The sequence below is a fragment of the Polymorphospora sp. NPDC051019 genome (genome assembly GCF_040683055.1).
GTDB lineage: Bacteria > Actinomycetota > Actinomycetes > Mycobacteriales > Micromonosporaceae > Polymorphospora > Polymorphospora lycopeni.
The window spans coordinates 94,772-112,440 of record NZ_JBFBCH010000010.1 but is presented as its reverse complement, the minus strand read 5'-3'; the positions used below and the strand labels follow the sequence as shown (position 1 = coordinate 112,440).

At 71.8% G+C, this 17,669-nt stretch carries 9 protein-coding genes; 5 read left to right on the top strand and 4 right to left on the bottom strand.

Going from position 1 to position 17,669, the window contains the following annotated elements; all coding sequences use genetic code 11:
- Nucleotides 1-26 precede the first annotated feature (26 nt).
- Entirely contained in the window at nucleotides 27-5,507 is a 5,481-nt protein-coding gene (pulA, locus tag AB0M79_RS19355) for a pullulanase-type alpha-1,6-glucosidase (protein WP_364215234.1), read from the top strand.
- Between the two features lie 128 nt (nucleotides 5,508-5,635).
- The gene (locus tag AB0M79_RS19350; RefSeq protein ID WP_364215231.1) at nucleotides 5,636-6,385 is read left to right on the top strand and encodes a class I SAM-dependent methyltransferase; all 750 of its coding nucleotides are present in this window, start codon (nucleotides 5,636-5,638) and stop codon (nucleotides 6,383-6,385) included.
- 132 nt (nucleotides 6,386-6,517) lie between these two features.
- On the opposite strand, the gene AB0M79_RS19345 is transcribed toward AB0M79_RS19350, so the two are convergent.
- Both AB0M79_RS19345 and AB0M79_RS19340 read right to left on the bottom strand, forming a co-directional pair.
- A complete protein-coding gene (locus AB0M79_RS19345) occupies nucleotides 6,518-8,134 on the bottom strand; it encodes an ABC transporter substrate-binding protein (protein ID WP_364215228.1) in 1,617 nt (538 codons plus the stop codon).
- Between the two features lie 138 nt (nucleotides 8,135-8,272).
- The gene (locus AB0M79_RS19340; RefSeq protein WP_364215225.1) at nucleotides 8,273-9,748 is read right to left on the bottom strand and encodes an aminopeptidase P family protein; all 1,476 of its coding nucleotides are present in this window, start codon (nucleotides 9,746-9,748) and stop codon (nucleotides 8,273-8,275) included.
- 153 nt (nucleotides 9,749-9,901) lie between these two features.
- Between AB0M79_RS19340 and asnB the strand changes: the two genes are divergently transcribed.
- Complete coding sequence (asnB, locus tag AB0M79_RS19335; protein WP_364215222.1) at nucleotides 9,902-11,869, top strand: asparagine synthase (glutamine-hydrolyzing); 1,968 nt, start codon at nucleotides 9,902-9,904, stop codon at nucleotides 11,867-11,869.
- A gap of 66 nt (nucleotides 11,870-11,935) precedes the next feature.
- Here the strand turns inward: asnB and AB0M79_RS19330 are convergent, their stop codons facing one another.
- Together AB0M79_RS19330 and AB0M79_RS19325 are read right to left on the bottom strand one after the other, a co-directional pair.
- Nucleotides 11,936-12,976: a lytic polysaccharide monooxygenase gene (locus AB0M79_RS19330; protein ID WP_364215604.1), complete on the bottom strand. Its 1,041-nt coding sequence runs from the start codon at nucleotides 12,974-12,976 to the stop codon at nucleotides 11,936-11,938.
- 445 nt (nucleotides 12,977-13,421) lie between these two features.
- Nucleotides 13,422-14,042 carry a TetR/AcrR family transcriptional regulator gene (locus AB0M79_RS19325; protein WP_364215219.1) on the bottom strand — a complete coding sequence of 207 codons (621 nt, stop codon included), beginning with the start codon at nucleotides 14,040-14,042 and terminating at the stop codon, nucleotides 13,422-13,424.
- 105 nt (nucleotides 14,043-14,147) lie between these two features.
- Between AB0M79_RS19325 and AB0M79_RS19320 the strand changes: the two genes are divergently transcribed.
- Nucleotides 14,148-16,514 carry an MMPL family transporter gene (locus AB0M79_RS19320; RefSeq protein ID WP_364215216.1) on the top strand — a complete coding sequence of 789 codons (2,367 nt, stop codon included), beginning with the start codon at nucleotides 14,148-14,150 and terminating at the stop codon, nucleotides 16,512-16,514.
- A gap of 54 nt (nucleotides 16,515-16,568) precedes the next feature.
- On the top strand, nucleotides 16,569-17,495 hold the full coding sequence (locus AB0M79_RS19315; protein ID WP_364215213.1) for a carbohydrate kinase: 927 nt from the start codon (nucleotides 16,569-16,571) through the stop codon (nucleotides 17,493-17,495).
- Nucleotides 17,496-17,669 lie beyond the last annotated feature (174 nt).

The following is a 17,669-nucleotide window of genomic DNA, read 5'->3' as shown; positions in this document are numbered from 1 at the left end:
AATCCGCGACCCTAGGAAGGCCGTCGATGAAACCCCCGCCACGCACGCGCCCAGCCCCGCTCGCCCTCGTCGCCCTTCTCGCGCTCGCCCTCGTCGGCACCCCGGTCGCGGTGTACCCGACCGGCGCCCGCCCCGCGCACGCCGCCGCCCCCGCCGGCGCCCAGCAGTGGAACAGCGAACCGTCGGCGGACGTACTCGCCAAGGCCCGCCCCGGCGCCACCCGCGCCGAGCAGTTCTACTTCGTACTGCCCGACCGGTTCGCCAACGGCGACCCGCGCAACGACCGCGGCGGCCTGTCCGGCGACCGGCTCGGCACCGGCTACGACCCGACCGACAAGGGCTTCTACCACGGCGGCGACCTCAAGGGCGTCATGGACCGGCTCGACTACATCCAGGGTCTGGGCACCACCGCCATCTGGCTCGCCCCGGTCTTCAAGAACCGGCCCGTGCAGGGCACCGGCGCCGACGTGTCGGCCGGCTACCACGGCTACTGGATCACCGACTTCACCCAGGTCGACCCGCACTTCGGCACGACCGCCGACCTGAAGAGGCTGGTGAGGCTGGCCCACCAGCGCGGCATCAAGATCTACCTCGACGTGATCGTCAACCACACCGCCGACGTCATCAGGTACGAAGAGGACCAGTACACCTACGTCGACAAGGCCACCGCGCCGTACCGCGACGCCCAGGGCCGGCCGTTCGACGACCGCAACTACGCCGACGGCAGCCGCGACTTCCCGAAGGTGAACACCGACTCGTTCCCGTACACGCCGGCCTTCGCCACCCCCGCCGACGCCCGGGTCAAGGTGCCGGCGTGGCTCAACGACCCGACGATGTACCACAACCGCGGCGACAGCACCTTCGCCGGCGAGAACAGCGAGTACGGCGACTTCTACGGCCTCGACGACCTGTGGACCGAGCGTCCCGAGGTGGTCCGCGGCATGACGAAGATCTTCGCCGACTGGATCGCCGAGACCGGCGTCGACGGCTACCGGCTCGACACCGTCAAGCACACCAACCTCGACTTCTGGCCGCAGTTCAGCCGCGGCATCGAGCAGGCCGCGAAGCGCGCCGGCAAGCCCGACTTCTTCATGTTCGGCGAGGTCTACAGCGGCGACCCCGAGGTCACCTCCACCTACGTCCGGCAGGGCGAGCTGCAAGCCACCCTCGACTTCGCCTTCCAGGAGACCACCCGCGGCTACGTCGCCGCCGACGCGTCGGCGCGTACGCTCGCCGACCTCTACGCCCGCGACGACCTCTACGCCGCCCGCGACACCGGCGCCGGCCGGCTGCCGACCTTCCTCGGCAACCACGACGTCGGCCGGATCGGCTCCTTCATCGCCGGCGGTTCCACCGACCCGGCCACCCACCTACGCCGCGACCAGCTCGCCCACGAGCTGATGTTCCTCACCCGCGGCCAGCCGGTCGTCTACGCCGGCGACGAGCAGGGCTTCACCGGCCCCGGCGGCGACAAGGACGCCCGGCAGACCCAGTTCGCCAGCCGTACGCCGGACTACCTCGACGACGACCTGATCGGCACCGACGCCACCCACGCCACCGACAACTACGACACCCGCCACCCGCTCTACCGGACCATCGGCGACCTCGGCAAGCTGCGCCGCGACCACCCGGCGCTGCGGGACGGAATCCAGGTCACCCGGTACGCCGCCGACGGGCCCGGCGTCTTCGCCTTCTCCCGCGTCGACCCGAAGCAGCGGATCGAGTACGTCGCCGCGGTCAACAACGCCGGCACCGCGCAGACCGTCACCGTCGACACCTGGTCGGCCGGGGCGAACTTCCACGGCGTCTACGGCACGGACGTCACCACCCGGGCCAGCGCCGACGGCAGGCTCACCATTACCGTGCCGCCGCTGTCCGCCGTCGCCCTGCGCGCCGACAAGGCCGTCCCGCAGCCCGGCGCCAAGCCGGCCGTGACGATCAGCGCCCCGGCCGCCGACGCCGCCGTGGCCACCCGCGCCGCCGTCGTCGCCGACGTCACCGGCGACCCGCTGTCCACGGTCACCGTCGCCGCCAAGGTCGGCGACGGGAAATGGACGCTGGTCGGCACCGCCGACCGGGCCCCGTACACCGTCCACCACGACCTCGACGGCCTGGCCGCCGGCACCCGCGTCGAATACAAGGCCGCGGTACGCGACAGCCGGGGCCGCACCGCCGCCGCCAAGCGCGTCGTCACCGTCGGCACCCCGCCGGTCGCGGAGTCCCGGGACTGGGCGGTCGTGCACTACCAGCGGCCGGAAGGCGGCTACGACGACTGGAACCTCTACGCCTGGGGCGACATCGACCCGGCGTACGTCACGCAGTGGCCGGCCGGGCAGCCGTTCGCCGGGGAGGATCCGTACGGCCGCTTCGCCTGGGTCAAACTGAAGCCCGGTGCCAAGCAGGTCGGCTTCATCGTGGTCGACGACGACGGCGTCAAGGACGTCGACGCCGACCGGACCATCGACGTGAGCCAGACCGGCGAGATCTGGATCAAACAGGGAGACCCGACCATCTATCCCACCCGCCAGGCGGCCACCGGGCAGCCGGATCCGCCCGTCGACGAGAACACCGCGGTCCTGCACTACCGGCGGCCGGCCGGCGACTACGACGGCTGGGGGCTGCACGTCTGGGACGGCGCGGCCAACCCCACCGACTGGTCGGCGCCGCTGCCGCCGGCACAGACCGACGCCTTCGGGGTCACCTTCCGGGTGCCACTGTCCGCCGGCGCGACCGGGCTGAGCTACATCATCCACAAGGGCGACACCAAGGACCTGCCCGAGGACCAGCGGCTCGACTTCGCCACCGCCGGGCGGGAGGCGTGGCTGCTGGCCGCCACCCCGGGCCGGCTGCTGCCGGTGTCCGCCGGCGCCACCCGCGACCTCGACATCAGCAAGCAGCGGGCGCACTGGATCGACCGGTCCACGATCGCCTGGCAGGTCGGCCCGACCGACGGCCGCCGCTACGACCTGGTCTCCGCGCCGGCCGGCGGACTGTCCATCGTGGATGACGAACTCGTCGGCGAACACACCACGATCCCGCTGCGGGCCACCCCCAACGGGCTCACCGAGGCGCAGCGCGCGAAGTTCCCGCACCTGTGGGCGTACGAGGCACTCGCGGTCGACAAGCGCGACCACGGCAAGCTCGCCGCCGCGCTACGCGGGCAGCTCGTCGTCACCGAACGCGACCACGAGGGCAACCTGATCTCCGCCACCGGGGTGCAGATCCCCGGCGTCCTCGACGACCTCTACGCCAAGGCCACCGACGCCGACCTCGGCGCCACCTTCCGCGGCGGCCGGCCCACCCTCGCCGTCTGGGCACCGACCGCCCGCACCGTCGGCCTCGAACTCTTCGACACCCCGGCCGGCACCCCGCGACAGGTCACCATGCGCCGCGACGACCGCACCGGCGTCTGGTCGGTGACCGGCGAGAAGAACTGGACCGGCCGCTACTACCGCTACCGGATCGAGGCGTGGCAGCCGGCCGTGCAGCGGATCGTCACCGCCTCGGTCACCGACCCGTACTCGGTGGCGCTCGCCGCCGACTCGACCCACACCCAGATCGTCGACCTGGCCGACCCCGGCCTCGCCCCGGCCGGCTGGGACAAGCTGCGCAAGCCGGCCGCGGTGCCGTCCAGCCGTACCCAGATCACCGAACTGTCCGTACGCGACTTCTCCATCGCCGACGACACCGTGCCCGCCGACCGGCGCGGCACCTACCTCGCCTTCACCGACCCGAACACCGCCGGCATGACGCACCTGCGGGGCATCGCCGACGCCGGCGTCACCCACCTGCACCTGCTGCCGGCGTTCGACTTCGCCACCATCCCCGAACGTCGCGCCGACCAGGCGCAGCCGGACTGCGACCTGGCCGCCCTGCCGCCGGACTCCGAGCAGCAGCAGGCGTGCATCGCCGCCGTCGCCGACACCGACGGCTACAACTGGGGGTACGACCCGCTGCACTACACCACCCCGGAGGGCGGGTACGCCGTCGACCCGGCCGGCGCCGCCCGCACGCGGGAGTTCCGGCAGATGGTCGCCGGGGTCAACAACTCCGGCCTGCGGGTGGTCATGGACGTCGTCTACAACCACACCTCGGCCGCCGGCGCCGACCCCAAGTCGGTCCTCGACCAGGTGGTGCCCGGCTACTACCACCGGCTGCTCGACGACGGCGCCGTCGCCAACTCCACCTGCTGCGCCAACACCGCACCCGAACACGCGATGATGGACAAGCTGATCGTCGAGTCGGTCGTCACCTGGGCCCGGGCGTACAAGGTCGACGGGTTCCGGTTCGACCTGATGGGCCACCACCCGAAGGCCAACATGCTCGCCGTACGCAAGGCCCTCGACGAACTGACCGTTCGCAAGGACGGGGTCGACGGCAAGGCGATCCTGCTCTACGGCGAGGGCTGGGACTTCGGCGAGGTCACCGGCAACGCCCGCTTCGTCCAGGCCACCCAGTTCAACATGGCCGGCACCGGCATCGGCACCTTCAACGACCGGCTCCGCGACGCCGTACGCGGCGGCGGCCCGTTCGACGAGAACCCGCGCGTGCAGGGGTTCGCCAGCGGCCTGTTCACCGACCCGAACGGTGACCCGGTCAACGGTGACGAGGCCGCGCAGCGGGCCCGGCTGCTGCACCAGCACGACCAGATCAAGGTGGGCCTGACCGGCAACCTCGCCGACTACCGGTTCACCTCCACCGCCGGCACCCCGGTCACCGGCCGGCAGGTCGACTACAACGGATCGCCGGCCGGCTACACCGCCGCGCCCGGCGAGGCGGTCACGTACGTCGACGCGCACGACAACGAGATCCTGTACGACGCGCTGGTGTACAAGCTGCCGACCGGCACCTCGATGACCGACCGGGCCCGGATGCAGGTCCTCGCCCTCGCCACCGTCGTGATGGGGCAGGGGACCGGGTTCGTCACCACCGGCACCGAGCGGCTGCGGTCGAAGTCGCTCGATCGCAACTCCTACAACTCCGGCGACTGGTTCAACCAGATCCGCTGGGACTGCGCCGACGGCAACGGCTTCGGCATCGGGCTGCCGCCGGCCGGTGACAACCAGGAGAAGTGGTCGTACGCCCGGCCGCTGCTGGCGAACGCGGCGCTGGTGCCGGACTGTGCCGCGGTCGGGCTGACCGACGCGCGTTACCGGGAACTGCTGCGGATCCGGGAGTCGTCGCCGGTGTTCGGGCTGCCGACCGCCGCCGAGGTGCAGAAGCGGGTGACGTTCCCGCTCTCCGGCACCGCCGAGACGCCGGGCGTGATCACCATGCGGCTCGACGGCCGGGGCCTGGACCGGCAGTGGAAGTCGGTGACCGTCGTCTTCAACGCCGGCCCCGGGGCCGCCACCCAGAAGGTCGACGGGCTGCGCGGCGCGAACGTCGCCCTGCACCCGGTGCTGGCCGGCTCGGCCGACCCGGTCCTGCGTACGGCGTCCTTCGACCGCGCGTCCGGCACCTTCACCGTTCCGGCCCGCAGCGTGGCCGTGTACGTGGAACGCTGACCCCCGACATCCCCGCGATCTTGCACTTGTCTCCTCCGTTCGTCTGTTATGGGGGGCGACAAGTGCAAGATCGCGGGGGTTCGGTGAAATCCGTTGCCGGGGCGGGGCCACGCGGCGTGCAATTAGCCGTGACCACCGACCACGTACAGACCAACCGTGAGGTCTGGGACAACATCGCCGACTGGTACGCCGAGCGGGCCCCCACCAACTGGGCGGCCGACGAACCCGACTGGGGCATCTGGAAGATCCCGCAGTCCGAGCTGCCGGTCCTGCCCGCCGACGTCGACGGACTCGACGCGGTCGAACTCGGCTGCGGCACCGCCTACGTCTCCGCCTGGCTGGCCCGCCGTGGCGCGCGCCCGATCGGCATCGACAACTCACCCCGCCAGCTCGCCACCGCCCGCGCCATGCAGGAACGCTTCGACCTGCACTTCCCGCTGATCCTGGCCAACGCCGAAGAGGTGCCGCTCCCGGACGCCTGCGCCGACCTGGCGATCAGCGAGTACGGCGCGGCGATCTGGTGCGACCCGTACCGGTGGATCCCCGAGGCGGCCCGGCTACTGCGCCCCGGCGGCCGGCTGATCTTCCTGGCCAACTCCGTGCAGCTGATGCTGACGATGCCCGACGTCGGCGCGGCCGGCGAGACACTGCTGCGCCCGCTGTTCGGGATGCACCGTCTCGAGTGGCCGGACGAAGGGGTCGAGTTCCACCTGCCGCACGGCGAGATGATCCGGCTGCTGCGGCGCTGCGGCTTCGAGGTCGAGGACCTGATCGAGGTGCGGGCGCCGGAGGGCGCGCAGACCGCGTACGACTTCGTCGGCCTCGACTGGGCGCGTAGGTGGCCGAGCGAAGAGGTCTGGTTCGCCCGCAAGCGCTGACGGGCCGCGCCCCCGGGAAGGGGTAGCTGTCGCGGGCCACAGCGAATTCGGTGTGGATACATCGAATTCGCTGTGGCCGCGAACAGCAACATGTCCCCGGGCCGTGGGGCGCCCCGAGACCGGGCCGGGCCGTCAGCCGGTCAGTTCGATCTTCAACAGGTCGATCTGGCCGTACGCGTCGGTCTCGACGTTGCGGACCCGCTCGGAGTGGCCGTAGCTCTCCCGGCCGAAGCGCAGCGGCAGCACCGGCACCTGCTCGGCCAGCAGCGCCTCCGCCTCCTGGTACTTGGTGATCGCGGCGGCCTGGTCGGCGGCCCGGCCACCCTCGCGCAGCAGCGCGTCGAAGCCGGCGTCGCTGAACCCGGAGTAGTTCGACGAGCCGCCGCTGGCGTACAGCGGGCCCAGGTAGTTCTCCATCGACGGGTAGTCCATCGACCACGACTGCCGGAACAGGCCGACCGGCTGCCGCGCGTCGACCTTGCGCAGCACGTCGCGGTACGTCGGCTCGGCCACCGCCTCGCACTCCACGCCGAGGTTGGTGCGCAACTGGCCGCAGACCGCGTCGACCCACTCGCGGTGGCCGCCGTCGTCGTTGAACGTGATGCGCAGCGCCGCCGGACCCTTCGCCGCCTCGTACGCCGCCCTGGCCTTGGCCGCGTCGAACACGCACGCCTCGCCGCAGGTGTCCGGCCGGGCCCCGGCCACCAGCGGGGAGACGAACGAGCGGGCCGGCGCCTGCTGGTCACCAGAGCCGTCGACGGCGTCCCGGTCGATCGCCATCGAGATCGCCCGGCGCACCTCCGGCGAGGCGAACTCCGGCTCGTACGTCGGGAACGCCAGGAACTGGTACGCGGAGTTCGCGCCGTTGCGCAGCCGGTCGCCGAGCGCCTCCTGCGCCGCGTCCACGCTCGCGGCCGGGATGTTGCGGATCAGGTCGGTCTCGCCGTCGGTGACGTCGGCGAGACCGGCCGAGAGCTGGTCGTAGACCCGGAACTGCACGCCGCGCAGCCGGGGCTTCTCCGCCGGGTAGGCGTCGTAGCGCTCGACCTCGATGGGCGCCCCGCGCTGCCACGTGCCCTTCAGCCGGAACGGCCCCTGGCCGACCACGGCCTGCTCGAAGTCGGGCTTCAGCACCCCCTCGGCCTGCCACGCCGACGCCGGCAGCGGCAGGAACGCGCGGTGCCCGAGCACCGACGGGAACTCGGCGAACGGCGCCGAGAGCCGGACGGTGAACGTCAGGTCGTCGACCTTGGCCAGGCCGGTGAGCGTACGGGCCTTGGGTTCGGCGGCCGGTCGTTCGCCGTCCGGGCCGTCCGGGTCGATCTTCTGGAGGTCGGCGTAGCCGTCGACCTTCTCGAACAGGTAGCCGCCGGCCTGCCCGTTCGGGCCGTACGCGGCGTGGTTCCAGGCGTTGACGTAGCTGTCGGCGGTGACCTTCTCGCCGTTGTGGAAGGTGAAGTCGGGCTTGAGCCGGACCGTCCATTCCAGGTTGTCCTCGGACTCGACCGACTCGGCCGCGAGCGGCACCGGCCGGTGCTCGGCGTCGAAGCCGACCAGCGGGGTGAACAGCGCGGCCAGCACCTGCGCCCCGTTGGGTTCGACGGTGTTCGACGGGATCAGGTGCGCCGGCTCGGCCAGCCCGACGACGATCGTGTCCGCCGGCACGTCGTCGCCGCCCGTGCAGGCGCTGGCTCCGAAGGCGACGACCAGCGCCGCCGTGGTCCAGGCCGCGACTCTGCGGACCCGCATGAAACCTCCTCGTGGTCGTGCCGCCCCACCCCCTGCGGGACGGCACGGTCGTGCACCGCGGTGGCACGGATCCATCCGGGCACCACGGTGCGGCGCCCGGCAGGTCGCCGGGCGCCTCGTTCGAGCTCGGTACGGGCGTCAGCCGGGCAGTCGGTGACCGGCCTCCCGCTGGGTGGCGAGCCAGCTCTCCACCTCGTCGGACCGCCGGGGCAGGCCCGCCGAGAGGTTGACCGCGCCGGCAGGGGTCACCAGCACGTCGTCTTCGATGCGTACGCCGACCCCGCGCAGTTCCTCGGGCACCAGGTCGTCCTCGGCCTGGAAGTAGAGGCCGGGCTCCACGGTCAGCACGTTGCCCTCGGCGAGGGTGCCGTCGCGGTAGTGCTCCTTGCGGGCGTTGGCGCAGTCGTGCACGTCGATGCCGAGCATGTGGCCGAAGCCGTGCAGCGTCCACCGGCGGTAGACCGACGAGTCGGACTCCATCGCCTCGTCGACGCTGACCGGCAGGACGCCCAGGTCGGCGAGGCCCTGGGCGAGGACCCGCATGCAGGTCAGGTGGATGTCCTGGAACCTCACACCGGGCTTGATCGCGTCCATGCCGGCCTGCTGTGAGGCGTAGACGACGTCGTACACCTGGCGCTGCAGCGGGGTGAACGTGCCGTTGACCGGGACGGTGCGGGTCACGTCGGCGGTGTAGAGGTGCCGGTTCTCCACGCCCATGTCCATCAGCAGCAGGTCACCGGGGCGGGTGGTGCCGGTGTTGCGGGTCCAGTGCAGGATCGTGGCGTGCGCGCCGGCGCCGACGATCGTGGCGTAGCCGACGTCGTTGCCGTCGTGCCGGGCGCGCAGCCCGAAGACGCCCTCGACCAGCCGCTCGCTGACCGGCCGGTCGGCGGGCAGGATCCGGGCCACGTCCTCGAAGCCGCGCACGGTGGCGTCGATCGCGTCCTGGAGCTGGGCGATCTCCCACTCGTCCTTGACCAGCTTCAGCTCGGACAGGACCGCCGCCAGCTCCCGGTCGCGGGCGCCGGCCCGCTTGGGGTCGTACGGCCGGACGGTGGCGTCGACACGAGCGTCGAACCCGCGCAGCACCCGGGTACGCCCCGGCGCGCAGTCGGCCAGCGCGGCCGCCAGCTCGGTCAGCGGCGCGGTCTCCAGGCCCAGTTCGGTGGCCTTCTCGGCCAGCGTGTGGCGGCGGCCGACCCACAGCTCGCCGTCGCGGCTGCGGAAGAACTCGTCGTCGCGGTCGCGGGCCGCCTGCGGCCGGGTGTAGAGGATCGCGTCGTGGCCGCCGCCGTTGGGGCGCAGCACCAGCACGCTGCCCGGGTCGTAGTCGCCGGTCAGGTAGGCGAAGTCGCTGCCGGGCCGGAAGGCGTACTCGGTGTCGTTGGCGCGTACCTTGTCCCGGCCGGTCGGGATGACCAGGGTCTCGCCGGCGAAGGCGGCGGACAGGGCGGCCCGGCGCTTGGCGTAGTTGGGCACCTCCGGGCGTGGGCCGGCGTGCAGCGGGTCGTCCCGCCAGCCCTCGCGCATGAACTGGAGGAGCTTCTCCGGAAAGTCCGGGTCGTGTGACTCGGTGCGTGTCGCCTGCGTGTTTTCGACCCGGTCGTCGCCCATGACGCCTCCCCACTACGTTGCTTGCGGTCCGTCCCCGCAGTAGACGACCGTACCGCGCGCGGGTGGGGGTGGGTCGCCGGTGTCCGGCGATATACGTCAGGTGTCGGGCCGGTGCCGGCGTACGGCGGGCGGGACCGTGGAAAGATGGCCGCCATGTGCGGACTTCTGGCCTTCTTCAGCGCGCGCGGCGACGCCGCCGCCCACCGCGACGCGATCGCCGGTGCCCTCGAATGCCTCCACCACCGGGGGCCCGACGAGACCGGTGTGGAGATCATCGGTGACGCCACCGGCCAGTTCGCCGACGCGGTGTTCGCCCACAAGCGGCTGTCGATCATCGACGTGGCGCACAGCCAGGAACCGTTGCCGTACGCGGGTGGCCGCTACCTGTTGACGTTCAACGGTGAGATCTACAACTACATCGAGCTGCGCGAGGAGTTGGCCCGCGAGTTCGGTGCCCAGTTCAGCACCCTCGGTGACGGTGAGGCGATCATCGCCGGCTACCACTTCTGGGGTGAGCGGGTGCTCACCAAGCTGCGCGGCATGTTCGCGTTCGTCATCTGGGACCGGCTGGAGCGCAGGGCGTTCGGCGCCCGGGACCACTTCGGGATCAAGCCGCTGCACTACCTGCAGACTCCCGACGGGATCTACCTGGCGTCGGAGAAGAAGGCGCTGCTGCCGTTCGCGCACTCGGCGTACGCCGGGGACGCCGGTGTCGACGCCGCCAACCTGTCGCACTACCTGACGTTGCAGTACGTCCCCGAGCCGCGCACCCTGCACCAGGGCATCCACCGGATCGGGTCGGGGGAGTGCCTGACCTGGAGCGTGACGGGCGGCGGCAGCGTCGACGTGCGCCGCTGGTACCAACCGGTGTTCCGGCCCACCCCGCAGCCCGAGCCGCAGCGGCTCTACGACGAGATCCGTGAGGTGCTGCGCGAGAGCGTACGGATGCACATGCGGGCCGACGTGCCGGTCGGCTCGTTCCTGTCCAGCGGCATCGACTCGACCGCGGTGGTGGCCCTGGCCCGGGAGTTCAACCCGAACATCCTGACCTTCACGGTCGGCTACGACGTGCCCGGCTACTCGGAGATCGACGTCGCCCAGGAGTCGGCCCGGCACCTCGAGGTGACCACGATCCCGACGAAGATCGGTCCGCAGGACATGATCGACGCGCTGCCCAAGATCGTGTGGCATCTCGACGACCCGGTGGCCGACCCGGCGCTGGTGCCGCTCTATTTCGTGGCGAAGAAGGCGGCCGAGCACGTCACCGTGGTGCTGTCCGGCGAGGGCGCCGACGAGTTCTTCGGCGGCTACACGATCTACCGCGAGCCGCTGTCGCTCGGCACCGTCAACGGGCTGCCGGACCCGATGCAGAAGGGGCTGCGCGCGGTCTCGAAGGTCATCCCGCAGGGGGTGAAGGGCAAGAGCTTCCTGGAGCGCGGCACCACGCCGATCGAGGAGCGCTACTACGGCAACGCGCGGATGTTCACCGAGGCGGAGAAGCAGAAGCTGATGCGCCGCTACGACCCGAACGTGCGCTACACCGACGTGACCGCCCCGATCTACGCCGAGTGCACCGAACTCGACGACGTCACCAAGATGCAGTACGTCGACCTCTACACCTGGCTGCGCGGCGACATCCTGGTCAAGGCCGACCGGATCTCGATGGCGCACTCGCTGGAGGTCCGGGTGCCGTTCCTGGACAAGGAGGTCTTCGAGGTCGCCGCGACGGTGCCGGTCGACCTGAAGCTGCCGCCGCGCTCCGACGCCACCAAGTACGCGATGCGCCAGGCCCTGCAGGGGGTGGTGCCGCCGGCGATCGTCAACCGGCGCAAGCTCGGCTTCCCGACCCCGACCCGGGTGTGGCTGCGCGGCGAGATGTACGAGTGGGCCCGCCACGTGCTGGCCACGTCCGGCGCCGGCGAACTGCTGGACCTGTCGTACGCGATGCGGCTGCTGGAGGAGCACAAGCGGGAGGAGGCCGACCACTCCCGCAAGGTGTGGACGGTGCTGATCTTCTGCATCTGGCACGCGATCTTCGTGGCGCGCACGCTCGACCCCGGAATCCAGCGCAACCAGTCGGCGCTGCTGACCAAGCCGGTGGTCGGCTCGATGGTGCACTGACCCGTCTTCGGAACGTACGGCGGCCCGGACCGAATCGGTCCGGGCCGCCGCCTTATCCGGTCACGGTCACACCGTGCAGGTCACCGCCGGTGAGCCGGCGTTGCCGCCGGCGGTGAAGCCGAAGGTGGTCGAGGCGCCCGGTGCCAGGCTGCCGTTCCAGGCCGCGTTGGTCACCGTCACCTGTGAACCGCTCACCGTGTGTGAGCCGCTCCAGAGTGAACCGATGCTCTGGCCGGCCGCCAGGTTCCACTTCGCGGTCCAGTTGCCGATGGTGGAACCACCGGTGTTGGTGATCTTGACTTCGCCCTGGTAGCCGCCGTTCCAGGAGCTGACCACCGTGTGCGTCGCCGAGCAGCCGGAGCCGCCCGGCGGCGGGGTGGTCGGGTTCGGCGGGGGAGTGGTCGGGTTCGGCGGCGGGGTGGTGGGGTTCGGGCCGTTGCCGCCGCGGCCGAGGCCGGAGACCTCGCCGTTGCCGCCGTCGAAGGTCACGTCCGAGCAGCCGAAGAAGTTCTCCTGGCTGTCCGAGCGCACCCAGCGCGAGTAGATGATGTGCCGGCCGCTCTTGCCCGACGGCAGGTTGCCGCTGAAGTAGTAGTGGCCCTCGTTGGTGCCGACCGCGCCGTTCTGCGGCGGGTTGGTCACCGTGAGGAACGGCTGCTCCTCCAGGTCGCTCCAGGCCAGCGGCCGGGTCGGGCTCCAGCTGTTCTTCGTCACGTAGAAGTAGAAGGTGCCCGGGTGGTGCGCCCAGTTGCTGTACCGGAAGTTGAAGTTGGCGCCGGCGGTCAGGTGGGTCAGCGGCCAGTCGGTGCGGGCCGCGTCGTACGCCGAGAACACCGGGTTGCCGCCGCTGCACAGCTGGCCGTCCGGGATGAACCCGGTGGTCCGGCCGTTCGCGTCGGAGCGCAGCACGCTGAACCAGTTGTAGAGCGGGTTGGCGCCGCCCTGGTTCACCGCGGCCGTACAGGCGGGGTTGATCGGCTGGATGTTGCCTTGCGGGCTGAGGCCGTCCTTCCAGCACAGGTAGGTGCGGCTGCCGGGCGCCATGGCGGCGCCGTGCGACCAGGCCGCGGTCTGGTTGACGACCGACACGACGCCGGCGGTCAGCATGGCGGCGGCGGAGAGCACCGCCACCTTGCGTAGAAGTCTCACGACGTTCTCCTTCGAGGCCGGAACCGCGGCGGGGTGGCCGGACGGCCGACGGCACGGTTCCATCGGTTCGCGGGTGTGCTGCGGACCGGCACCGGGTGTCGTGTGCGGTGACGAGCGGCTGCTCCGGGGAGGTCGGAAGCGGGGCGGCTCGGCGGGCACGCGAACGGCGGCCCGGTGTCGGACCTGGGTCTTCGCGTGGCTCCGTGCGTGCCGGTCTGTCGGCGCCCGGTTCACCGGCACCTGTCGGGGCCTGGCTGCCGGGACACCTGTCGGCGCCCGGCTCGCGGGCGCCCTGTCGGCGCCTGGCTCAAGGGCGCCTGTCGGCGCGTTAGCCCCCGCGCCGTGTCGGCCTGGCTATCGCACCACGGATCGGCGCCCGACACAATAGCCGTACTTCGATGTTTCAGGTGGTGGCGTCCTCGAGCGGTGCCAGGTAGCCGCGGATGGCCCGCTTGAGTTCGGTCACCAGAGCGGCCCGCTCCTCGGTTTCCGCCGCGACGATGGGCGGCATCATGGCCTTGACGATCTGTACGACCACGGTCGCCGTCCGGGCGGCCTCGACGGCGGACAGGTGCGGGGCGCGGGCGGTGACCACGGCGGTGACCCGCCGGGTGACCGCCTCGTGCAGCGGCCGGGTCGCCGCCGCGAGCTGTGCCGGCATGTCGGTGTTGCCGAACAGGGACTTGGCGCCCGGGTTGGACACGTTGAACTCGATGAGCGGGTCGAGCATCAGGTCGACGAGTTCGTCGAGCGGCAGGGTGGCCACCGGCCGGTCGGCGAAGGCGGCGGCGTGCGCGTCCCGGGTCCCCTCGACCAGGCGGGCCGACAGGGCCTGCGCGATCGCCTCCTTGTTGCGGAAGAACTGGTAGAGCGAGCCGGGGGAGATCCCGGCCCGGGCGGCGATCGCGTTGGTCGTGGCGGCCTCGTAGCCGACCTCGGCGAACAGGCTCAGCGCGGCATCCAGGATCTCGGCGATCCGGCGTTCGCCGCGGGCCTGCCGGCGGACGGGGCGGGGTTCGGCCACCGCTCCTACCTCCTTGACTAATGCGAGCGATCACTCGTATCTTGCAAAACGCGGGCGATTGCTCGTGTTTCTGACGCTAACAGCAGACGACACAAGGGGACCACCATGTCACCACTCGCCCGGCTCGGCGCGTTCACCGCCCACCGCCGGCGCCGCGTCCTGATCGCCGGACTGCTGCTCGCCCTCGCCCTCGCCGGCGTCGGCGCCACCGCGATGGGAGTCCTGGTCCTCAACCGCTGGGAGGCGCCGGGCAGCGAATCCGTACAGGCCCGCCAACTGCTCGAACGCGACTTCGGCACCAGCAACGCCAACCTCGTCCTGCTGGTCACCGCCGAGACCGGCACCGTCGACACGGCGCCGGTCGCCGCCGCCGGCACCGCCCTCGCCGACGAACTGCGCGCCGAACCCATGGTCGGCGACGTCTGGTCGTACTGGTCCCGGCCCGGTGACCCGACACTGCGCAGCACCGACCAGCGGCACGCGCTCGTCCTGGCGTACGTCGAAGGCGACGCGACCACCACCCGGGCCGAGATCCGCGAGAAGCTGCTGCCGGCGTACACCCGCACGTCCGGGCCGGTCAGCGTCCAGGTCGCCGGCTCCGAAGCGGTGTCCAGCCAGGTCAGCGAACAGGCGTCGCGCGACTTCATCCGCGCCGAACTGCTCATCATCCCGCTCATGGCGGTGCTGCTGGTCGTGCTCTACCGCCGGGTACGGCTGGCCCTGCTCACCCTCGGCGTCGGCCTGTTCGCGGTGTTCGGCACCCTCGCCGGGCTGCGTGGACTCGCCGAGATCACCGAGATCTCCACGTTCGCCGCCAACATCACCCTGGTCATGGGCATCGGGCTCGGCGTCGACTACAGCCTGTTCGTCATCGCCCGGTTCCGCGAGGAACTCACCCGCGGCGCCACCGTGACCGACGCCGTGGTGACCACGGTACGCACCGCCGGCCGTACCGTGATCTTCAGCGGGCTGACCGTCGCCGCCGCACTGTCGGTGATGCTCGCCTTCCCGTACTCGTTCCTGCGCTCGTTCGCATACGCCGGGGTGCTCGTCGTGGTCATGGCGGTGCTCGGCGCCCTCGTCCTGCTGCCGGCGGCACTGGCCGTGCTCGGACCCCGCGCGCTGCGCCGCGGGCCGGCCGCCACCGCGACCGCCGAGGAAAGCGGCTTCTGGTACCGGCTCGGCGCCCGGGTGATGCGGCGGCCCGTCCTGTTCGCCGCCGCCGGCCTGGTGCTGGTCGGCGCACTCGGCGCACCCGCGCTCGGCCTGCGGATCGGGCTGCCCGACGACCGGGTCCTGCCACCCACCGCCTCGACCCGGCAGGCGTACGACGAGCTGCGGGCCAACTTCGCCCACGAGGCCAACGACGCGATCCACTTCGTCGCCCCGGCCGGCCGGGCCACCCCCGCCGACGCGGTGGCCCGGTACGCCGGCGAACTGTCCCGGGTGCCCGGGATCGGGCAGGTCAACTCCACCGCCGGCGTCTTCGTCGCCGGCGACCGGGTCTCCGCCGAGCCCGCCGCCGACCGGCTGACCAGCGCCGACGGCCAGCGGCTGGAGGCGATCCCGACCCGCGAGGTGCTCGCCGGCACCGACGTCACCGGGCTGATGGAGCGGCTGCGTGCCGTACCGGCGCCGTTCGGCGAGCTGCTGATCGGCGGCTACCCGGCCGAGCTGACCGACTTCCGGGCCACCCTGATGGACCGGGTGCCGCTGGTCGGCGTACTCATCCTGGTCGTCACCTTCGTGATCCTCTTCCTGATGTCCGGCAGCCTGCTCATCCCGGTCAAGGCCACCGTCCTCAACCTGCTGAGCCTGGCGGTGATGTTCGGCGCGCTCGTCGTGATCTTCCAGAACGGGGCGCTGGCCGACCTGCTCGGCTTCACCCCGATCGGTACGGTCGACCCGACCTTCCCGATCCTGATCTTCTGCGTCGCATACGGCCTGTCCATGGACTACGAGGTCTTCATGCTGTCGCGGATCAAGGAGCGGTACGCGGCGACCGGCGACAACCGGCGGGCCGTCCTCGAAGGCATCCAGCGCAGCGCGCCGCTGGTTACCGCCGCCGCGGTCATCCTCGCTTTGTCGTTCTCGCTGTACGCCACCGGCGAGGTCATGTACCTCCAGATGGTCGGCATCGGCGTCGCGATCGCCGTCCTCGTCGACGCCACCATCATCCGGGCGATCCTGGTGCCGGCCTTCATGCGTCTCGCCGGCCGGGCCAACTGGTGGGCGCCGGCCCCGCTGCGCCGGTTGCAGTGGCGCCTCGACCCGCACCGTACCGACCCGGCGCCGGTGGGCGGCGTGGTGTCGGTCGACGGCGCGGTGCCGGCTGGCGGTGCGGGCTCGGCTGGCGGTGCGGGCTCGGTGGGCGGCGCGGTGCCGGCCGGCGGTGCGGGCTCGGTGGACGGGGCGGGCTCGGTGGACGGGGCGGGCTCGGCCGGCGGTGCGGTGCCGGCGCGGCGCCGGTAGGCTGCCGGGCCGGCGCGTCGGTCATAGTGGACAGGTCGACCGGTGAGGAGACGCATGCGGTACGCGGTGGTGCTCGGTGAGGCCCTGGTCGACCTGCTCGAAGCTGAATGCGAAGGGGAACCGGTCTACCGGCGGGTGATCGGAGGCGCGCCGCTCAACGTCGCGGTCGGCGTCGCCCGGCTCGGCGGCACCGTCGAGTTCGCCGGCTCGCTCGGCGACGACGTGCTCGCCGACCGGATCCGCGAGTTCCTCACCGCCACCGGAGTCGGGCAGCGGGGCACCGTCACCGTCGCGGCGCCGACCACGCTCGCGGTCGCCACCTTCGCCGGTGCCGAACCCGACTTCCGCTTCTACGGCGAACCCGCCTCGTACGGGCTGATCGACGCCGACGCGCTCGACGCCGACCTGGTGACCGGCGCGGCCGTGCTCTACTGCGGGTCGATCGTCCTGCTCCAACCGCCGGCGCTGGCCGCCGCCCGGCGCGCCTGGGCGCTGACCGGCGGACTGCGCGTCTTCGACCCGAACATCCGGCCCCGGCTGCTGCCCGACCAGGCCGCCTGGGACCACCAGCGGGCCGTCGTCGCCGAATTCGCCGCCACCGCCCACCTGGTCAAGCTCAGCGCCGCCGACGCCGACGCGCTCTACGGCGAGGATCCGGGGCAGGTCGCGTCCCGGTTGCTGGGGCTCGGCGCCGAGGTGGTCGTCGTCACCCGCGGGGCGGCGGGAGCACTGGTCGCGTACGGGACGGAGACCGTGGACGTGGCGGCCCCGGTGGTCGACGCGGTCGACGCGACCGGTGCCGGTGACTCGGTGATGGCGGCGCTGATCGAAGGGTTGCTCCGCGACGGGCTGCCGGCCGGCCTGGCCGGCTGGCGGGTACGGGTCGACTTCGCGCTGCGGGTTGCCGGCCTGGTCTGCGAGTCTCCCGGCGGCGCCGCCGCCATGCCCACCCAAACCGAAGTAAGAACCCGCTTCCCCTAACCCCCCGCCCCCGCCCCCGCCCCGCCGCTCCTCGCCCTGCCCCGCCCCGGCAAGATCCGCGTGATCAGGGATTGAGTCGTGCGTGTCGTCGGTGTGTCGTGGTGAAAACTCCCTGATCACCCGGATCTTGGTGCAGGTGCAGGTGCAGGTGCAGGTGCAGGTGCAGGTGCAGGT